The organism is Flavobacterium jejuense (assembly GCF_006491595.2).
Classification (GTDB): domain Bacteria; phylum Bacteroidota; class Bacteroidia; order Flavobacteriales; family Flavobacteriaceae; genus Flavobacterium; species Flavobacterium jejuense.
The window spans coordinates 149,185-169,165 of the sequence record NZ_VEVQ02000005.1 but is presented as its reverse complement, the minus strand read 5'-3'; the positions used below and the strand labels follow the sequence as shown (position 1 = coordinate 169,165).

The following is a 19,981-nucleotide window of genomic DNA, read 5'->3' as shown; positions in this document are numbered from 1 at the left end:
TGTATTTATAGCTAATCACTTTTTTCTTCTCACCAATTCTACTTATATGAAGTTTAATAAACCACATAATTTAAAAGATATTGCTTCACTTATCAATGCTAAATATATTGGGAGTGATGATTTTCAAGTACTTGGAATGAATGAAATTCATGTGGTTGAACCAGGTGATATCGTTTTTGTTGATCATCCAAAGTATTATGATAAGGCTTTAGAATCAGCAGCTACAATAGTTTTGATTAATAAAGAAGTCGATTGTCCAAAAGGAAAAGTATTGTTGATTTCTGATGATCCTTTTAGAGATTTTAATAAGTTGTCACAGCATTTTAGACCGTTTCAATTTTCTAACGTTTCTATTTCCTCTTCTGCAATTGTAGGTGAAGGAACAGTGATTCAACCAAATTGTTTTATTGGTAACAACGTTGTAATAGGAAAAAATTGTATTATTCATTCTAATGTTTCTATTTATGATAATACAATCATTGGGGATAATGTCATTATTCATGCTGGAACTATCCTAGGTGCTGATGCATTTTATTACAAAAAACGTCCTGAAGGTTTTGATCAATTAATTTCTTGTGGTAGAGTTGTTGTTGAAAATAATGTTGGAATAGGTGCTTTGTGTACTATTGATAAAGGAGTAACTGGTGATACAACTATTGGTGAAGGTACAAAAATCGACAATCAAGTTCATGTGGGTCACGATACTGTAATTGGAAAAAAATGCTTAATTGCTGCACAAACTGGAATTGCTGGTTGTGTAATTGTTGAAGATGAAGTTACTTTATGGGGACAAGTTGGTACAACTAGTGGAATAACCATTGGTTCAAAAGCAGTAGTTATGGGGCAAACTGGTGTTACAAAATCTATTGATGGTGGTAAAACTTATTTTGGAACTCCAATTGAAGAATCACGAGAAAAATTAAAGCAATTAGCTAACATTAAAAAAATACCTCAAATTCTAGAAAAATTAAAAGAAAATGACAAATAAAGAGCAAATCCAAAAGTTTTATCTTGAAGATGGAATTAGAGATATTGAAATTTTACAAGATATTCTTCATAAAGATGTAAACCTTGAATGGGTTAGTTCTGATGGTTTGTCAATGCTAAATAAAGGAGCCATTTTGAAATTAGCAAATGAGTTAAAACAAAATTATCACATTTCAGAAGTTAATATTACTCATTTAATTCAAGAGGAAGATAAAGTTGTTGTAAAATACAACCATATTATTTCAACTATTGAAAATCCTTCAGAATTAATTCCTATAGCAAGATTTATTGTTATATGGGAATTTTTAGAAGATAAATTATACAGAGGGTATCAAATTAGCCAACCGATATAATTTTACAAAAATAAAACTTAAAAAGTTCCTGTTTTTTTTACAAAAAACTTACTTTTGCAACACAATTTTAAAAATAATTATAATAATCATATCATGAGTGTTTTAGTAAATAAAGATTCAAAAATAATTGTTCAAGGTTTCACAGGAAGTGAAGGTACTTTCCATGCTTCTCAAATGATTGAATACGGTACTAATGTTGTTGGTGGTGTAACTCCTGGAAAAGGGGGAACAACACATTTAGATCGTCCTGTTTTTAATACAGTAAAAGATGCTGTTGATCAAGCAGGAGCAGATACTTCAATATTATTTGTACCACCTGCATTTGCTGCAGATGCTATTATGGAAGCTGCAGACGCTGGAATCAAAGTAATTATTTGTATTACAGAAGGTATACCTGTTGCTGATATGATTAAAGCATATAATTATATTCAATCTAGAGATTGTCGTTTAGTAGGGCCTAACTGTCCTGGAGTTATTACTCCTGGTGAAGCTAAAGTGGGTATTATGCCTGGTTTTGTTTTCAAAAAGGGAACAGTTGGTATTGTTTCAAAATCAGGTACTTTAACTTATGAAGCAGCTGACCAAGTTGTGAAACAAGGATTAGGAATTACTACAGCAATCGGTATTGGTGGTGATCCAATTATTGGAACAACTACAAAAGAAGCTGTTGAATTATTAATGAACGATCCTGAGACTGAAATTATCATCATGATTGGTGAAATTGGAGGTCAATTAGAAGCTGACGCTGCAAGATGGGTAAAAGCTGATGGTAATCGTAAGCCAGTTGTTGGTTTTATTGCTGGTGAGACTGCTCCTAAAGGTAGAACAATGGGTCATGCAGGAGCAATCGTTGGTGGAGCTGATGATACAGCGGAAGCTAAAAAACGTATCATGAGAGAAAATGGAATTCACGTGGTAGATTCTCCAGCTGAAATTGGTAAAAAAGTGAAAGAAGTATTAGGATAATTCGTTCTAAGCTATAGATAAAAAAAGTCTCAAAAAAATAATTTTGAGACTTTTTTATTTTTGTAATAATATAGGAGTTTACTCAAAAGGGTTGCTCCACTTGCTATCTGTATATATGCTTGACCCAGCAAGTGTCACTAAAAAAGCTTGTAAAGCACTCATTTCTGCACCTGTCATATTTAATTGTTGTCCATTTCCTCCAGGTTGTAATTTGGGATCTAAATTTGTATTTCCTGTAGCTAAATTTATGATATTATAATGTCCAATGGCTGCTTGTAAACTTGAGATAGTACCAGTATGCATTAAAGTTGTATTTAAGGTTCCATCTTGTTTTACTAAATCTCTTAATGAAGGAGCACGTGTATTGGTAATATCAATTCCAATATTATTAACGGTTCCAATAATTCCATTGTTTAAAGAATTTGGATCGATATCAAATTCAGGTGCTCTATGGCAACCTGCACAACCAACACCACCTCCAATTCGAGAACCAGTTCCATCAAATTGTGGAGGAGTTAAAAATAAATTTTTACCTAAATTTTCTTGTTGTGAGAAATTAGGAAAAGGTTGATTGTCGTTATTTACCAAAGCTCTTCCAGCATCGTATTTAGAATCAAAAGATTGAATACTTCTTATAAATTGTGCCAAAGAATTTTGAATTTTGGTTTCTGTAATTTCATCAGAACCGTAAACAAATGTGAATAATTCCTTATAATAGTCTATATTATTTAATTTGAAAATCAAATCATTAAATGATAAATCACCATTTGTTCCGCTAAAACCCATTTCTCCATGATCTTTAATAGGCATAGTCGTTTGAATTTCTAAACTAGCGGCTCTTTCGTCCCAAAAGAATTTACTTTCATTAGAAAATCTAGCATTAACCAATCGCATAGAATGTCTTCCAGTGGTTCCATTTACACCAACGCTTACAATAACATTATCACCAAAAGCATTTGCTTGTTTGTGACAACTGGCACAAGCAATTGAATTATTCGATGATAAATTGGTATCATAAAATAAAACTCTGCCTAGTGTTGCTCCTTTATCAGAAATTGGATTTATGGTACCATTATCTTTAGTGATATATGGAGGAATATTTTGATTGGCATAATTTTCTAAATTAGCAACGTCAATAGAATTAGTAAATGTAGCAGCAATAGTCGGGTAATTCGGTATTGTTTCATAAACTGTATCTTTATTACAAGATAGTAATGTTATTAGTGCTAAAAATAGTATGATTTGATAGGTTCTCATTTGCATAATTAAATAGTTTAGTCTTTTTTAGACTTCAAATATTTAAAAAGGTTTAACTTATTTTAATAAATTTTTAAAAGATATTTTTTCATATTATATGTTTTTTAGCTGATTTATTGCTATTTTATAATTTATTCTAATAGTTTGATTTCTTTCCTCAAAATTAACTTGAACAATTTTGTTTCTACTAAAATGGAAGTATTTTCTTATTCTGTTTTATAAACTTTAAATTATTAATATATTTGGCTATAAATTTTAAGAAACTAAGATGAAATTATTAGAAGGTAAAGTGGCTATTATTACAGGTGCTAGCCGTGGTATAGGTAAAGGAATTGCTGAAGTATTTGCTAAAAACGGAGCTAATGTAGCTTTTACATATAGTTCTTCTGCATCGTCAGCACTAGAATTAGAAACAGAATTAAGAACTTTAGGGGTAAAAGCAAAAGGATATCAATCCAATGCAGCTGATTTTGATGAATCACAAAAATTAGTTGAAAATGTATTAGCCGATTTTGGAACTGTAGATATTCTTATTAATAATGCTGGTGTTACTAAAGATAATTTATTAATGAGAATGAGTGAAGAAGATTTTGATAAAGTTATTGAAATCAATTTGAAGTCCGTTTTCAATATGACAAAAGCAGTTCAAAAGACTATGCTTAAAAACCGTAAAGGTTCTATTATTAATATGAGTAGTGTTGTAGGTGTAAAAGGAAATGCTGGTCAAGCTAACTATGCAGCTTCAAAAGCGGGTATGATAGGTTTTTCTAAATCAGTAGCTTTAGAGTTAGGTTCTAGAAATATTCGTTGTAATGCTATTGCTCCTGGTTTTATTGAAACTGAAATGACAGCTAAACTAAATGAAGATGTAGTTAAAGGATGGAGAGAGGCTATTCCTTTGAAAAGAGGTGGCTCTCCTGAGGATGTAGCAAATGTTTGTGTTTTCCTTGCTTCAGACATGAGTGCTTATGTAACTGGACAAGTAATTAATGTTGATGGAGGAATGTTAACCTAATAAGTTCTCAGCAATCAGTGTTTAGTTAATAGGTACTGAACACAAAAAACTGAACACTGAAAACTAAAAAAACAATGACAACAAGTACTATTTTACTTCTTATTTTATCAGTATTTATAGCTGCTGGTTTATCATTTTATCAATATTTTTATAAAGCTAAGAATAAATCTAAAATAAATTTATTCTTGGCTTTTTTACGTTTTTTGAGTTTTCTAGGTTTATTTTTATTATTTATTAATCCAATTCTAACAAGAAAAACTTTTGAAATTGTAAAAACTCCGTTACCTATTATCATAGATAATTCAGAATCCATTAAAGATTTAAGTGGAAACAATTTGAATCCTAATTTATTTGAACAATTATCGAATAATGAAAGTTTAAAAGAAAAATATGATATTCAACTATATACTTTTGATAAAGAATTTAAAAGTAATGAAAAAGTTGATTATTCGGGTAAACAATCTCTAATTGATAATGTTGCTAAAAACTTAAAACAACTTTATAGAAATGTAGATTATCCTGTAGTTCTATTTACTGATGGTAATCAAACGCAAGGAAACGATTACATTTATAGTTTTCAAGAAAACACAAGGGTTTATCCAGTTATTCAAGGTGATACAACTACTGTTTTTGATTTAAAAATCAATCAAATTAATACCAATAAATATACTTTTCTTAAAAACAAGTTTCCAGTAGAAGTATTTTTACAATATAATGGAAATGAATTTTTAAATTCCATTTTTACTATTAAGAATGGAAACCAAACTATTTTTAAGAAGAACATTTCTTTTTCTTCTCAAAATAAAGCACAATCGATACAAGTACTTCTTGATGCGACATCCATTGGTGTCCAAAAATATACAGCATCTATAAGTTCTTCTAAAGATGAAAAAAATAAAATGAATAATTTTAAAAATTTCATAGTTGAAGTTATTGATCAGCGTACAGAAATCGCTATTATTTCAGATATTATTCATCCAGATTTAAGTGCTTTAAAACGTAGTATTGAAGTAAATCAACAGCGAAAAGTAACATTACTTAAACCCAATGAGATTAGGAATATAAGAGATTATAACCTTTTAATTCTTTATCAGCCTAATAATACATTTAAAAGTATTTTTGATCAAAATAAAACAGCCTTAATCAATACATTTATTATTACAGGAACGAATACTGATTTTAATTTTTTAGCTTTAAACGAAATTGATTTTAATTTTAGAATGTCTCCTGAAAAAGAAGACTATTTTGCAGCTTATCAATCTGATTTTAATTTATTTGCTCAAGAAAATATTGGTTTTGAGAATTTTTCTTCACTTGAAAATAAATTTGGTACCATTAGTTTAAAAGGAAATGCTAAAACATTATTAAATGCATCTATCCGTAATATTCAAACTGGAAATCCTTTATTGACTTTTTTAGAAATTGGAAAACAAAGAAAAGGATTTCTTTTTGGAGAGAATATTTGGAAATGGAGAATGGAAACGCATTTGAAGAAAAAATCGTTTGATGATTTTGACTTATTCACAGATAAATGGGTACAATATTTAACGTCAAATTCTACGAAGAAATCATTAGAAGTTGATTATAAAAGTTATTATAATGAAGGAGAAAATATTCAAGTTACAGCTCAATATTTTGATAAGAACTATGAGTTAGATGAAAATGCTCAATTGAACATAGTGTTAACTAATAAAGAAACTAAACAAACAAAGAGTTATAATTTTTTAAAATCCAATATAGACTACAAAGTTGAATTTGATAATCTTGAAAAAGGAAATTATGCATTTACAGTTAAAGAAAAAGAGTCAAAGAATTCATTTTCAGGTAATTTTGAAGTTTTAGAATTTGACATAGAAAAACAATTTGTAAATCCAGATCAATTGCGGTTGAAACAGTTAGCAACAAATACTTCTGGAAAAGTTTTTTTCCCAAATCAACTAGACCAATTAACAAAATCTTTGATGGAAAACACCAACTATTTACCAATTCAAAAAGAAGTTGTTAAAAAAACACCTTTAATTGATTGGACAATTTTATTACTATTAATTTGTGTTTTTCTTTCTATAGAGTGGTTTACAAGAAAATATAATGGATTATTATAGTTTTTGATATTTTTTATTCTTTAACATATATGTTGTAGTTTGGTAATAAGCTGTAGTTTCTAAAATGAGTGATTTATCTAATTCTTTTCTTGGAATTTCTTCATAATAGATTTGAAAATCGTCTTTTATGTTTAAATTCTCAATCTTTTTCAAATCAAATTGTTTTTCTTTTTTTACAGGTGAAATAATAGTTAGGATATTATTTTTAATAAACCCTAAATCTTCATAAGTGGCAATAAAGGCTCTTGGTTTATATTCAGGTTTCATTACATCTTGTCCATAAAATTTACTTTCATAATTAAAATGTAATAAACCAAAAAGCGTAGGCATTAAATCTATTTGTGACATTAATTTGCTTTCATTTCTAGGTTCAATAAATCCAGGAGCATAAATCATGGCAGGAATATGATATTTATCTACGGGTAACTCCATTTTTCCAGAGCTTGATGCACAATGATCAGATAGAATTACAAAAACCGTGTTTTTATACCAAGGTTGTTTTTTAGCCATTTTAAAAAATTGTTTTAATGCATAATCAGTGTATTTAACTCCTCCTTCTCTAGATTTTGCATCACCTGGAATATTAATTTTTCCGTCAGGATAAGTAAAAGGTCTGTGATTACTAACCGTCATCCAATGATTAAAGAAAGGTTTGCCTGTTTTTGCCTCTTCATTCATAGTTTTAATCGCTTTTTTAGCCATATCTTCATCGCAAACACCCCAAATATTAGAGAATGAAATTTCATCTGTTGTAAATGCATTTTTATCTATAATATCATATCCATTTCCACTAAAGAAATTTTCCATATTATCAAAATAAGCATCACCACCATACAAATATTTTACTTGATATCCTTTTAATTTAAAAATACTTCCAGTACTGAATTTATCATTATTGTCTTTTCTTTTTACTACACTTTCACCAGGAGTAGGAGGAATGCAAAGTGTAACTGCTTCTAAACCTCTAACCGTTCTATTACCTGTTGCATATAAATTAGAGAAATTCATACTTTGTAAAGCCAATGAGTCTAGAAAAGGAGTCAGATTTTCCTTATTTCCGTATAATTTTAAGTATTCTGCACTCAAACTTTCAATTGTAATTAAGACTACATTTTTTTTAAGTTCAACACTATCATTTGTAATAGTACGGAGTGTTGAATCACCTGAAATATTAGGTAATTGCTTTTTAAGTTCAGCAAATGCTTTAGTATCATCAATAGTATTGTAGAATTTATAAAAATCCAATTCACTATTCATGAAAGCTAAATAAAACTTATAAATTCCATTGGATTGTAGTTCATTGGTAAACACATTTTTTGAATTTTCAAGTTTAGCCAAATTTGGAATTGCGAATAATGATATAATAAAGAATACTATATAAATGGCAGTAATTTTAAGTTTGTTAAATAATGAAGGTAACTGTTCTAAATATACTTTCGATTTTTTTACAATATAATAGGTGACTAGTAGAGTAATAATTATTACTGAAGTAAATAAAGGAATAACTGGATAAGATTCCATGATATTCCCAATAACAGTATTAGTGTAAACCAAATAATCGACAGCAATAAAGTTGTATTTTACTCCAAACTCATTCCAAAAGAAAAATTCGCTAACAGCATTTTGAATAATAACTAAGACAAATAAAAATATAGTAAATGAAAATATTGTTAACCGTATTTGTTTTCTATATCTCGGTAAAAAAAGGAGTAAACCAATTAAAATTGTCTTAAAACCTACAAAAATTATCCCAAGTTCAGGTAAAACTCCTCCATATTCATTTAGTATAGATTTACCTGACAGAATATAGATTAATATTAAAACATAACTTCCAAATAGAAAATAGCCCCATGGTTTATTGAATTTTGAATTAGATAAAAATAATAAATACAACCATAGAAAAATACTTGCTACTATGAAAATACAAAAATCTGAAGCTATGCTTAAAATAAATATTTTCAGTATTTCTAAAGTACTAAAACTAGATTGAGTAATGGGATGAAATACTAGGACTAATCTTAAAATAAAACTAATAATAATATAAAAAATAGCTAGATTTTTAAATGGGGTAAGGTATTTGTTCATGACTAATAAATTATTAATCAAATGTATAATTAGTAACCTATTTTTCACTTAAATTTCACTTAATATTGAACTAATATTACCTTAAGTTTTACTTAATTTAAAATTGAATAGGTACTATAAGTTTAAAAAATCGTTTAATTTGTATAAAAATTATTTAAAATGAAAAAGTGTATAGCCCTTTTATTTTTATTTGTAGTAACTGTAGGATTTTCTCAAGATTGGAAATATAATTTTGAAGAAGCAAAAGAATTAGCTAGAATGCAGGATAAAAATATTGTTCTTATTTTTTCTGGTTCAGACTGGTGTGCACCTTGTATAAAGCTAGATAAGAATATTTGGCAATCTGAAGCTTTTAAAAAAGAATCAACAGAAAAATGGATTTTAGTAAAAGCTAATTTCCCTAGAAAAAAAGCCAATCAATTATCTGAAGAACAGGAAGCTCATAATAGAAGTTTAGCTGAAAAATATAATGTAGAAGGAAGTTTTCCTTTAGTCGTTTTACTAGATAAAGAAGGTAAAGTATTAGGAAAAATGGGGTTCAAAAATGTAGCTCCTGAGGAATATATAAAAATGATGCACGCATTGAAAAAATGATAAAGTATAAAATTTTTCTTTTTTTATTTTTTGTTTCTCTTTCTTTTGCACAAGTTGTTCATAAGAAGAAAGCTTCTTTGTTAGGTAGTCCTTTTGAGATTACAGTTATTGCTAAAGATACGATTATAGGTAACAAATATTGTAATTTAGCTATTGATGAAGTGAAACGAGTTGAAAATTTGATCTCTGATTGGATTCCATCTTCACAAATTTCTAAGGTAAATCAGAATGCAGGAATTAATCCCGTTAAAGTTAATGATGAAGTTTTTAATTTGGTAGAAAGGGCACTAAAGATTTCTGAATTGACAAAAGGAGCTTTTGATATTAGTTATGCTTCAATGGATAGGATTTGGAAGTTTGATGGAAGCATGAAAAAAATGCCAACCGAAACTGAAATTAGAAAATCAGTAGAAAGAGTAGGTTATCAAAAAATCATTTTAAATTCGAGCGAAAAAACTATTTTTCTAAAAGAAAAAGGGATGAAACTAGGTTTAGGAGGGATAGGACAAGGATATATCGCTGATAAAATTAAAGTTTTATTACAAGAAAAAGGATGTAAGTCTGGTATTGTAAATGTTTCAGGAGATATTAATACTTGGGGTTATCAATTAGATGGAAATCCATGGACAGTTGCCATTGTAAACCCATTAAATAAAAATAAAGTGTTTGCCACTTTTCCATTAATTGATAATGCAGTTGAAACATCAGGTAATTATGAAAAATATGTTACATTTAATGGAAAAAGATATTCTCATATTATTGATCCAAGAACAGGATATCCAGCATCAGGAATCATTAGTGTTTCTGTTTTTGCAAAACAAACTGAAATTGCAGATGCAATCGCAACAGGTGTTTTCGTATTAGGAGTAGAAGTAGGAATGGATTTAATTAACCAAATAAATGGCATCGAATGCATCATTATAGATGATAAAGGAGGTATTCATTATTCAAAAAATATAGATATAAAATCAAAATAAGATGAAAAAGTTAGTAATAGTAATTGTTTTTGCAGGTTTTGCATTTTCTTGTAATGCTGTAAAAGAGTATGATAAACAATATATCAACGACCCAGATATGAAATTATCGGCAAGAATGAGTGAACGATTTGAAACTAATTTTCAAGTCTATAGAGAAGCAGCAGCTGGAGCAAATGGAGGAAAAACAGGTGGTGGTTGTGGTTGTAATTAATAATCTTAAAGTAATACTATATCACCATTAAAAAAATGATTAGCTACATATGAAAAATAAAATAATAGTAATCTTAATAGCACTAATCTCTGGATTATCATTTTCACAAGAGAAAGATTCAACTGAAGTAACTTACAAAAAAAGAGTTTTAGAAAGTATCGAAGTTGATTTCCTAGCCAGTTATTATAAACAAGACGGAATTCATTCAGCTGTTTCTGGTGGAAAAGGAACTGAAGATTTAACTGATATTACACCAACAATTGTAGTAGCAGTACCTTTAAACGATGATGATATATTGACTATAGATGCTGGTATTTCTGCTTATTCATCAGCATCTTCCAGTAATATAAATCCATTTGATAGTAATACACCAAGTCCTTGGCAAGCTAGTTCTGGTGCTTCGCAATCAGATGCATTAACTAGTTTAGTTGTAAATTATAGTCATAGTTCTGATGATAGAAACACTATATGGAACGCACACGTGTCAGGTTCTGTAGAATATGATTATTCATCAATAGGTTTTGGTGGTGGTTTAACCAAATTGTTCAACGACAAGAATACAGAAATTAATATTTCAGCAAACGCTTATTTGGATACCTGGAGTCCAATATATCCAAAAGAATTACAAGATTTTAAATCTAATGGAGATAATTTAAATGGGGGAATTTTCAATAATTATTTTATAACTGGTAATACAGCTTATAATCCTACTAAGTTTTCTTTTCATGAAAATAAAAATAGAAATTCCTTTGCAGTCTCTTTAAGTTTTTCTCAAATCCTCACAAGAAAGTTACAATTTTCTTTATTTTTAGATGTTTTGCAACAACAAGGCTTACTTTCAACTCCTTACCAAAGGGTTTATTTTTCAGATATTGCGGATTCTTTTATTAACGAATTTCAGTTAGCAGATGATATTGAACGTTTACCAGATAGTCGTTTCAAGTTACCAATAGGAGCTCGTTTAAATTATTATGTAAATGAAAGATTGGTTGTTAGAACTTATTACAGGTATTATACGGATAATTGGGATATTTCTTCGCATACCATAAACATTGAACTACCAGTAAAATTGTCTGATAAATTTACTATTTTTCCAATGTATCGCTATTATACCCAGCAACAATCCAAATATTTTGCACCATACGAAGCTCATATTTCTACAGAAGAATTTTACACTTCAGATTATGACCTTTCCACTTTTGATGCCAACCAAATTGGATTCGGCTTGAATTATACCGATATTTTTACTAATGCTAAAGTTTGGAAATTTGGCTTAAAAAACATCGATTTTAGATATAATTATTATAAAAGAAGTGATGGTTTAGATGCTAATATCATATCTTTTGGAGTAAAATTTGTTCAACAATAATATATTTTTAATGCATATTCTAATAGTTGAAGATGAAAAAGGAATTATTGACTTTCTAAAACAAGGATTAGAAGAAGAAGGTTTTACTATTTCTTTTGCTATGGATGGAAAGGAAGGTTTAGAAAAAGCATTGTCTTTACCAGTTGATTTAATTCTTCTAGATTGGATGTTGCCAAAAATGAGTGGTATCGATGTTTGCAAAGCAATAAGGCTTGAAAAAACTACTATTCCCATTATTTTTTTAACCGCTAAAGACACCGTTCAAGAAACTATTGAAGGGTTGAAATCGGGCGCTAATGACTATATGAAAAAGCCGTTTAGTTTTGAAGAATTATTAGAACGTATAAAAATACATTTTCGATCCAGCAATGACAACTCAAAATTAACCTTAGGTAACATCTTACTTGACAAAAGGAAATTTCAGGTTTTTGTAGATAAAAAAGAAGTTTCTTTAACGCAAAGAGAGTTTGAACTATTAGCTTATTTAATCACTAACAAAGGAACTGTTTGTACAAGGAATAAAATTATAGAAGATGTTTGGAATATTCATTTTGATTATGATACTGGTGTAATTGATGTATTTATGAACGCTATTCGAAAGAAATTAAATCTTTCAAAAGACGAAGAATTAATAAAAACTATAAGAGGAGTAGGTTATATTGCAAATGACTAAGGTATTATCATTTTCATTTAAGAATAGAATTGCTTTTAACTACATTCTTAGTGGTTCAATACTTATTGCAATAGTATTTCTATGTATTTTTAGTATTGTTAAATATAGTGTTAATGAGCACATCAATGAAGGTATACAAGAAGAATTAAACAAACATCTAGATGATGTTAAAATAGACATTAATAATACTTATCTTATTCAAGTTGATCAATGGAGAGCAAGAGAACATAATTCAATCAATGTCAACCCTGTTTTCGTTGAGTTTTATGATACTAACAAATTGCTAATCGATAAATCCCCAAATCTAAATGATTCTAACCTAACGCTTTTAGATAATTCTCATAACAACGAATTTTTTAATACTTCACTAAATGGAATTCCTGTAAGACAATTACAAACTTCTATAATCAATAAAAATAAAGTAGTTGGTTACTTAATCATTGCAATGTCTTTAGAAGATTTTGAAATTGTTGATATTTTAAAAGAAATTTTACTTATTTCATTTCCTATAATTCTAATTATTCTATTTTTAATTGCTCGTTTTTTTGCTGGAAGAAGTATTAAACCAGTAAGTACAATTATAGAAACGTCAAGTAAAATTACTAAAGACAATTTACAGACTAGAATTCCTTTACCAAACAATAGAGACGAATTATATACACTTTCCGAAAATATAAATCTTTTATTAGATAGAATTGAAAATACCATTGAAAGAGAAAAACAATTTACTTCAGATGCTTCACATGAATTGAGAACTCCATTAGCTGTTATAAAAGGAACAATGGAAGTATTAATCAGAAAACCAAGAAATCAACATGAATACGAATCAAAAATTATTTTTTGTATTTCTGAAGTGAACCGATTAAACCATATGGTCGATCAATTATTACTTTTAGCTCGTTTTGAAAATCAAAAACAAAATATTAAGAAGGAATCTATTTATCTAAATGCTATTGTTTTAGATAGTTTGACTCGTTTTTCTGATAAAATTGAAAGTAAAAAAATAAAGGTAAAGACGTTTTTTACTGAGGATTATTATTTGTTATCAGATAATTATTTGGTTTCTATTATAATTAGTAATTTAATATCAAATGCTATTAAATATACTAATAATAATGGAGAAGTTTCTATTTCTTTGGTTATCCAAAAAAATGCAATTGATTTTACTATAAAAGATAATGGAGTAGGGATTTCTCCAAATGATTTAGACAAGATATTCAGTTCTTTTTACCGTTCAGACGTTTCTAATCATCCTGAAATAAAAGGAACAGGTTTAGGTTTGTCAATTGTAAAAAGATTATGTAATTTATTAAAAATTGATATTTCGGTGATCAGTACTTTAGGAATTGGAACTGAAGTAAAATTAAGTTTTCCTTTAGAAAATCCTAAGTAGACCTTAAGTATTCTTATGTTTTTAAATTGTAAATTTGTACTATACTTATTTAAAGTATTAATTTATAATATGAACAAAGTAATTGCCTTTCTTTTAATAACAATATTTTTGTGTGCCAACACATCAATAGGGCAATTATTGAAAATTCCTAACTTAATTGAGCATTATAATGAACATAAAAGTGAAGTAGTGAACCAATCAGCTTCTTTCATTAATTTTATTAAAGATCATTATTTAAAAAAAACTGAAAATAATCAAAAAGAGCATCAAGATTTACCATTTAAAACCTTTAATAGTTCTGTAAATTTGTTATTTACCTTCTCTTTTGTAACCTTTCAACTTTTAGAGGAAAGATTTTTTTTTGATGTAAATAAAACTTTTTTTTACAAAAAATCCTTTAAGTCAAATTTATTTACCTCTATTTGGCTTCCGCCAAAAATAAGCTAACATAGTATTGAATAGAAATTGGAATTAATTTCCATGTTTAGGTTGTATTTATTTGTAATTAAGATAAATACTATTTACTAATTTTCAATTTAACAAAATGTTAGAAAAAATAATAGCTTTCAGTCTTAAAAATAAATTCATTGTTATTTTATTAACATTGGGAATTCTAGGTTTTGGATTATATTCTTTAACCCAAATTTCAATTGGTGCTGTTCCTGATGTAACTAATAATCAAGTGCAAGTAATCACAACTTCACAAAATCTTTCTACTCAAGATATTGAACAATATATTACATATCCAGTAGAATTAGAAATGGCAAATTTACCTGGTGTAGATGAAATACGTTCCGTATCAAAATTTGGATTATCCGTGGTAACCATTGTCTTTAATGATGAAATAGGTACGTATTTACCAAGACAATTAATTGCTGAAAAAATTAAGTCAGCTTCTGAAAAAATTCCTGCGGGTTTTGGAACTCCAGAAATGGGTCCAATCACAACAGGTTTGGGTGAAATTTATCAATACACTTTAGAAGTAAAACCTGAATACAAAGATGAATATTCTGTAACTGATTTAAGAACTCTGCAAGATTGGGTTGTTAAACGTCAGTTGTCTGGAATTAAGGGTGTTGTGGAAATAAATACTTGGGGTGGTTATTTAAAACAGTATGAAATTGCTGTGAATCCAGTCTCTCTTAAAGCAATGAATATTACTATAAATGATGTTTTTACTGCTTTAGAAAAGAACAATAGTATCGCTGGTGGAGCTTATATAGAAAAAACCAATCAAAGTTATTTCATTCGTGGAGAAGGTAAAATTAAATCTATTGATGATATTAATGACATAGTTATAACAACTTTTAATGGAAATCCTATTTTAGTTAAAAATGTAGCCAATGTACAATATGGATTTGCAAATCGTTTTGGAGCCATAACAGGAAATGGAGAAGGAGAAAAAGTATTAGGACAAGTAATGATGCTAAAAGGAGGAAACTCCAAACAAGTCATTGATGATGTTAAATCAAGGGTTTCTGAAATAGAAAAAGCATTGCCAGAAGGAGTTTATATAAACGGATTTTTGGAACGAAGTGAATTAGTGAGTAAAACGACATTTACAGTAGCTGAAAATCTTATTTTAGGGTGTTTAATTGTAATTTTTGTTGTTGTATTATTATTAGGAAATTGGCGTTCAGGATTAGTCGTAGCTTCAGTAATTCCTTTGTGTTTATTATTTGCCATTTCTTTCATGAATATTTTCGGAATTGACGCTAATTTAATGAGTTTAGGAGCAATTGATTTTGGAATCATAATAGATGGAGCGGTCATTATAGTCGAATTTATTGCCTTCCAAATTGCTCATAAATCAAGTCATTTGGTAAATTTATCTAAAGAAGATAGACAGATTCAAATTGATGAAATCACTTATAAAAGTGCCTCAAAAATGATGAATTCAGCTGTTTTCGGTCAATTAATTATCTTAATTGTATTCATTCCTATTTTATCACTTTCTGGAGTAGAGGGAAAAATGTTCAAACCTATGGCAATGACGTTTAGTTTTGCGTTGGTTGGAGCTATGTTATTTTGTTTTACTTATGTTCCTGTGATTTCATCCTTATTTTTAAAACCAAAAGAAGAAAACCCAAATTCACTTTCCAATCGATTGATTAACAAATTGAATTCTTGGTATTTGCCTGTAATTACTTGGGCTTTAAATAACACTAAAAAAGTTTTAAACGGTGCATTAGGACTTTTAGTTATGGCAGTACTTTTATTTACAACCATGGGTGGAGAATTTATTCCAACTTTAGATGAAGGTGATTTTGTAATCCAACCGGTTTTAAAAACAGGAACATCCCTATCTAAAACCATTGTAACCACTACAAAAATCGAACAAATCATTTTAAAAAATTTTCCTGAAGTTTCTCAAGTTGTCAGTAGAATAGGAGCAGCCGAAGTTCCAACTGATCCAATGAGTATGGAAGAAAGTGACATAATTGTCAAATTGAAACCAAAATCAGAATGGGTTTCGGCCAATTCTAAAGATGAATTAGCCGATAAAATAAAAGAAGCAATTGAAAAGAAGATTCCAAATATGGAAATTGAATTCACACAGCCTATTGAAATGCGTTTTAACGAACTTATTTCGGGTACACGTTCTGATGTTGCTGTAAAAGTTTTTGGAGATGATTTAGAAGTCTTAGCACGTAAAGCAGATGAAATTGCTAAAGCGATTAAAAATGTAGAAGGAGCTTCTGATATTATTATTGAAAAAACAGAAGGTTTACCGCAAATGGCTGTCAAATACAATCGCTCAAAAATAGCACAATATGGAATGAATATTGCCGATTTAAATGATGTTTTATCCTTAGCTTTCGCTGGAAAAACAATCGGAACTGTCTTTGAAGGTGAAAAACGTTTCGATATGGTTATTCGTTCTGATAAAGACAATCGTACGGATATTAAAGATATCGAAAATCTATATGTTTCCACCCCAAATGGCAACCAAATTCCGTTACAAGAGTTAGCTGAAATTGAATACACAACTGGTCCAGCAAAAATTTCAAGAGATAATACCAACAGAAGGATTGTTGTAGGAATCAACGTTAGAAACAGAGATTTACAAAGTGTTGTGAATGATATTCAGAAAATTGTGAATACTAAAATTAAATTACCTATAGGTTATAGAGTGACTTATGGTGGTCAATTTGAAAACTTACAAAGTGCAAAAGACAGGTTGATGATTGCTGTTCCAATTGCTTTAGCCTTAATTTTTATATTATTATATTTTGCATTTGGATCTATTAAAGAAGCTCTTATGGTTTATTCAGCTATTCCTTTATCAGCAGTTGGAGGCATTTTATTCTTATGGATTCGCGATTTGCCATTCAGTATTTCAGCAGGAGTAGGGTTTATTGCTCTTTTCGGAATAGCCGTTTTAAATGGAATTGTATTAATCGAACATTTTAAAGAATTAAAACACCAAGGGATGAAAGATATCAACGAATTAATTCTAAAAGGAACTACGGATAGACTAAGACCTGTTTTGTTAACAGCGAGTGCAGCTGCTTTAGGGTTTTTACCAATGGCAATTTCTTCCTCTGCTGGTGCTGAAGTACAAAGACCGTTAGCAACTGTTGTCATAGGTGGTTTATTTACAGCTACTTTACTGACAATGTTGGTTTTACCAATTCTTTATAAAATTTTAGATACTAAAGAATTTAAAAAACCAAAGTTTAAAAAACATCAAACAACAACTTATATTATAGCTTTTTTCTTTTTTACAAGTCTAGGATTTTCACAGAATAATAATCCTGAACTAGACAATTTAATTGCGAAAGGATATCAAAATAATAAAAACATAAAAGGGTTACAATTACAAGTGGATAAAGCTGAAATGGCTATAAAAACAGCTTATTCTATAGATAAAACAGTTGTTTATTATAGTTATGATCAAAATAATTTAGCCATAAATAATGAACCTTTAAAAGTATTCGGTATTCAACAAACATTTGCGTTTCCAACAGTTTATGGTGCTCAGAAGAAAGTATTTAAAGCTGAGTTTGAAAAAGAAAAATCTAGTTTAGCACTCCAAAAGAGTCAATTAGCAAATGAAATTTCAAAAGTTTACAACCAAATTGTTTATGTCCAACACAAACAAAAATTATATCAGTATTTAGATAGTTTGTACCAAAATTTCTCAAAAGCAAGTGATAGAAGATTTGAATTAGGAGAAAGTAATTATCTCGAAAAAATTACGGCTCAAGCCAAATTTCGTCAAATAAACACCCAATTAATTCAGTTAGAAAAAGAGAAAATAGGTTGGTATGAAATGTTACGTTCTTTAGTACAATCAGATGAAAAAATTGGAATAAATGCAACAACATTAAAACAACAAAAATATTTAAGTAATACTAGTAATAAAGAGTTGTATAGTTCATATTATCAGGATATTGTGAATATATATAAAAACAAAATATCTTTGCAAAAACAACAAGCTTTACCAGATATTCATTTGCAATATTTTCAAGGAAAGAATACAGGTTTATCTTCCTCATTGTATGGTTTTCAAGTTGGAATAGGAATTCCTTTATTTTATAATGGAAATACAGCCAAAAACAAAGTCGCTAAATTGGAATTAAAAAGTTGGGAAACCCAAAAAGAAAACCAAATGCTGAAAGTAGAAGCACATCTAAAACAAAAAAATCAAGAGTTAGAACAATTTCAAGAAAGCATTAATTACTACAATCAATATGGTAAGAAACTTTCAGAAGAAATTCTTAAAGTAGCCAATATGAGTTACAAACATGGTGAAATTGACTTTTTTCAATTCATTTTAAGCTTAGAAAATGCAACTTCAATTCAAATCGATTATTTGGATGCTCTATTACAATACAATTTAACCCAATTGCAATTACAATACATAACACTAGAATAATGAAAAAAATACGATATATATTAGTTCTAACTTTGATTTTAAATTCTTGTAAAAACAAAGAAGTAGAAGTTGAAAAAACGATTGATGAAGAAACAATTTCAGTGACTAAAGAGCAATTTCAAAGTTCTCAATTAGAAATTAGTTCTCCCATAGAACTAGAATTTAATGTAGGAATAAAAGCCACTGGTAAAATTGATGTTCCTCCTGAAAATAGAGTTAAAATCACTTCTTTTTTAGGAGGTTATGTAAAAACAACACATTTGTTAATCGGTGATAAAGTAAAGAAAGGACAAGCATTAGTGACACTAGAAAATACGGAATTCATAGATATTCAGAAAGAGTATTTAGAAGTGGCTGAACAAATTAGTTATTTAAAATCAGAGTACGAAAGACAAAAGACTTTGTACGATGAAAAAATAACGTCTCAAAAAAGTTACTTAAAAGCAGAAAGTGACTACAAAAGAGCGAATGGCATGTACCAAAGTTTAAAAAAGAAACTCGAGGTATTGAACATTTCTCCAGCTCAAGTCTTAAAAGGGAATTTAACCTCTCAAATAACAATTTATGCACCTATTGCAGGTGATGTAACTGTAGTTAATGCTACTATTGGTATGTTTATGTCACCAGCTGATGTTATTTTAGAAATAGTGGATACCGATCATTTACATGTGGAATTAGCTGTTTTCGAAAAGGATATTTTAAAAATTAGAACAGGACAAAGTATTGAATTTACTGTTCCACAAGCTTCAAAAGAAGTATTTAAAGCAGAAGTAGTTCTAGTTGGGAAGTCGATTGAAGGAAATGATCGAACTATCATGATCCACGGACATTTAGATAAAAACATCAAACAAAGATTACTAACTGGAATGTTTGTAGAAGCAACTATTTTAACCGATTCTAAAAAGGGTTTAGCTATTCCAATTGATGCTTTAATTACTGAAAATGATAAAAATTATGTACTTTTATTGAAGTCTAATTCAAATGAAGCTTATATTTTTGAAAAAGTACCCGTTATTATTGGAGAAAGATTATCAAAAGAAATAGAAATAACAGAAAATAAAAAAATAAACAAAGAATCTAAAATCTTAACTAAAGGAGTTTTTGACATATATTAAAT

The 19,981-nt window shown here is 28.7% G+C and carries 16 protein-coding genes; 14 read left to right on the top strand and 2 right to left on the bottom strand.

Annotated features, from left to right (window positions below; genetic code table 11):
* The first annotated feature begins 46 nt into the window (after positions 1-46).
* From FIA58_RS09380 to sucD, 3 genes are all read left to right on the top strand, one after another.
* Positions 47-988 (top strand): UDP-3-O-(3-hydroxymyristoyl)glucosamine N-acyltransferase, encoded by a 942-nt coding sequence (locus tag FIA58_RS09380; protein WP_140962223.1) that lies wholly within the window; start codon positions 47-49, stop codon positions 986-988.
* A complete protein-coding gene (locus tag FIA58_RS09375; protein ID WP_140962222.1) occupies positions 978-1,340 on the top strand; it encodes a nuclear transport factor 2 family protein in 363 nt (120 codons plus the stop codon). Before FIA58_RS09380 ends, FIA58_RS09375 begins: the two co-directional genes overlap by 11 nt.
* 93 nt (positions 1,341-1,433) lie before the next feature.
* A complete protein-coding gene (sucD, locus tag FIA58_RS09370) occupies positions 1,434-2,306 on the top strand; it encodes a succinate--CoA ligase subunit alpha (RefSeq protein ID WP_140962221.1) in 873 nt (290 codons plus the stop codon).
* Positions 2,307-2,384: 78 nt separating this feature from the next.
* Here the strand turns inward: sucD and FIA58_RS09365 are convergent, their stop codons facing one another.
* Positions 2,385-3,563 carry a cytochrome-c peroxidase gene (locus FIA58_RS09365; protein ID WP_140962351.1) on the bottom strand — a complete coding sequence of 393 codons (1,179 nt, stop codon included), beginning with the start codon at positions 3,561-3,563 and terminating at the stop codon, positions 2,385-2,387.
* A gap of 268 nt (positions 3,564-3,831) precedes the next feature.
* Here FIA58_RS09365 and fabG point away from each other — a divergent pair, with 268 nt between their 5' ends.
* Positions 3,832-4,578: a 3-oxoacyl-[acyl-carrier-protein] reductase gene (fabG, locus tag FIA58_RS09360; protein ID WP_140962220.1), complete on the top strand. Its 747-nt coding sequence runs from the start codon at positions 3,832-3,834 to the stop codon at positions 4,576-4,578.
* 74 nt (positions 4,579-4,652) lie between these two features.
* Positions 4,653-6,680, top strand: a complete 2,028-nt coding sequence (locus FIA58_RS09355) for a hypothetical protein (RefSeq protein ID WP_140962219.1) — start codon at positions 4,653-4,655, stop codon at positions 6,678-6,680.
* Here the strand turns inward: FIA58_RS09355 and FIA58_RS09350 are convergent.
* Complete coding sequence (locus FIA58_RS09350) at positions 6,675-8,765, bottom strand: LTA synthase family protein (RefSeq protein WP_140962218.1); 2,091 nt, start codon at positions 8,763-8,765, stop codon at positions 6,675-6,677. The two genes, FIA58_RS09355 and FIA58_RS09350, sit on opposite strands and share 6 nt — an antisense overlap.
* 159 nt (positions 8,766-8,924) lie before the next feature.
* Between FIA58_RS09350 and FIA58_RS09345 the strand changes: the two genes are divergently transcribed.
* The 9 genes from FIA58_RS09345 to FIA58_RS09305 all read left to right on the top strand — a co-directional run bounded on the left by FIA58_RS09345 (position 8,925) and on the right by FIA58_RS09305 (position 19,979).
* Entirely contained in the window at positions 8,925-9,359 is a 435-nt protein-coding gene (locus FIA58_RS09345) for a thioredoxin family protein (RefSeq protein WP_140962217.1), read from the top strand.
* Entirely contained in the window at positions 9,356-10,336 is a 981-nt protein-coding gene (locus FIA58_RS09340) for an FAD:protein FMN transferase (protein ID WP_140962216.1), read from the top strand. The genes FIA58_RS09345 and FIA58_RS09340 overlap by 4 nt, the downstream gene beginning before the upstream one ends.
* Before the next feature lies 1 nt (position 10,337).
* A complete protein-coding gene (locus tag FIA58_RS09335; protein ID WP_140962215.1) occupies positions 10,338-10,547 on the top strand; it encodes a DUF4266 domain-containing protein in 210 nt (69 codons plus the stop codon).
* 49 nt (positions 10,548-10,596) lie between these two features.
* Complete coding sequence (locus tag FIA58_RS09330) at positions 10,597-11,916, top strand: DUF3570 domain-containing protein (RefSeq protein WP_140962214.1); 1,320 nt, start codon at positions 10,597-10,599, stop codon at positions 11,914-11,916.
* A gap of 10 nt (positions 11,917-11,926) precedes the next feature.
* Positions 11,927-12,589, top strand: a complete 663-nt coding sequence (locus tag FIA58_RS09325) for a response regulator transcription factor (RefSeq protein ID WP_140962213.1) — start codon at positions 11,927-11,929, stop codon at positions 12,587-12,589.
* Positions 12,582-13,982: a sensor histidine kinase gene (locus tag FIA58_RS09320; RefSeq protein WP_140962212.1), complete on the top strand. Its 1,401-nt coding sequence runs from the start codon at positions 12,582-12,584 to the stop codon at positions 13,980-13,982. Before FIA58_RS09325 ends, FIA58_RS09320 begins: the two co-directional genes overlap by 8 nt.
* A 69-nt stretch (positions 13,983-14,051) precedes the next feature.
* Positions 14,052-14,429 (top strand): hypothetical protein, encoded by a 378-nt coding sequence (locus FIA58_RS09315; protein ID WP_140962211.1) that lies wholly within the window; start codon positions 14,052-14,054, stop codon positions 14,427-14,429.
* A gap of 97 nt (positions 14,430-14,526) precedes the next feature.
* The gene (locus FIA58_RS09310; RefSeq protein ID WP_140962210.1) at positions 14,527-18,864 is read left to right on the top strand and encodes a CusA/CzcA family heavy metal efflux RND transporter; all 4,338 of its coding nucleotides are present in this window, start codon (positions 14,527-14,529) and stop codon (positions 18,862-18,864) included.
* Complete coding sequence (locus tag FIA58_RS09305) at positions 18,864-19,979, top strand: efflux RND transporter periplasmic adaptor subunit (RefSeq protein WP_140962209.1); 1,116 nt, start codon at positions 18,864-18,866, stop codon at positions 19,977-19,979. The genes FIA58_RS09310 and FIA58_RS09305 overlap by 1 nt, the downstream gene beginning before the upstream one ends.
* The last annotated feature ends 2 nt before the right edge of the window (positions 19,980-19,981 follow it).

Excerpts from the sequence above, each read along its gene's own strand:
- FIA58_RS09380 (WP_140962223.1), top strand. The coding sequence starts at position 47 with ATGAAGTTTAATAAACCACATAATTTAAAAGATATTGCTTCACTTATC.
- FIA58_RS09375 (WP_140962222.1), top strand. The coding sequence starts at position 978 with ATGACAAATAAAGAGCAAATCCAAAAGTTTTATCTTGAAGATGGAATT.
- sucD (WP_140962221.1), top strand. The coding sequence starts at position 1,434 with ATGAGTGTTTTAGTAAATAAAGATTCAAAAATAATTGTTCAAGGTTTC.
- FIA58_RS09365 (WP_140962351.1), bottom strand. The coding sequence starts at position 3,563 with ATGAGAACCTATCAAATCATACTATTTTTAGCACTAATAACATTACTA.
- fabG (WP_140962220.1), top strand. The coding sequence starts at position 3,832 with ATGAAATTATTAGAAGGTAAAGTGGCTATTATTACAGGTGCTAGCCGT.
- FIA58_RS09355 (WP_140962219.1), top strand. The coding sequence starts at position 4,653 with ATGACAACAAGTACTATTTTACTTCTTATTTTATCAGTATTTATAGCT.
- FIA58_RS09350 (WP_140962218.1), bottom strand. The coding sequence starts at position 8,765 with ATGAACAAATACCTTACCCCATTTAAAAATCTAGCTATTTTTTATATT.
- FIA58_RS09345 (WP_140962217.1), top strand. The coding sequence starts at position 8,925 with ATGAAAAAGTGTATAGCCCTTTTATTTTTATTTGTAGTAACTGTAGGA.
- FIA58_RS09340 (WP_140962216.1), top strand. The coding sequence starts at position 9,356 with ATGATAAAGTATAAAATTTTTCTTTTTTTATTTTTTGTTTCTCTTTCT.
- FIA58_RS09335 (WP_140962215.1), top strand. The coding sequence starts at position 10,338 with ATGAAAAAGTTAGTAATAGTAATTGTTTTTGCAGGTTTTGCATTTTCT.
- FIA58_RS09330 (WP_140962214.1), top strand. The coding sequence starts at position 10,597 with ATGAAAAATAAAATAATAGTAATCTTAATAGCACTAATCTCTGGATTA.
- FIA58_RS09325 (WP_140962213.1), top strand. The coding sequence starts at position 11,927 with ATGCATATTCTAATAGTTGAAGATGAAAAAGGAATTATTGACTTTCTA.
- FIA58_RS09320 (WP_140962212.1), top strand. The coding sequence starts at position 12,582 with ATGACTAAGGTATTATCATTTTCATTTAAGAATAGAATTGCTTTTAAC.
- FIA58_RS09315 (WP_140962211.1), top strand. The coding sequence starts at position 14,052 with ATGAACAAAGTAATTGCCTTTCTTTTAATAACAATATTTTTGTGTGCC.
- FIA58_RS09310 (WP_140962210.1), top strand. The coding sequence starts at position 14,527 with ATGTTAGAAAAAATAATAGCTTTCAGTCTTAAAAATAAATTCATTGTT.
- FIA58_RS09305 (WP_140962209.1), top strand. The coding sequence starts at position 18,864 with ATGAAAAAAATACGATATATATTAGTTCTAACTTTGATTTTAAATTCT.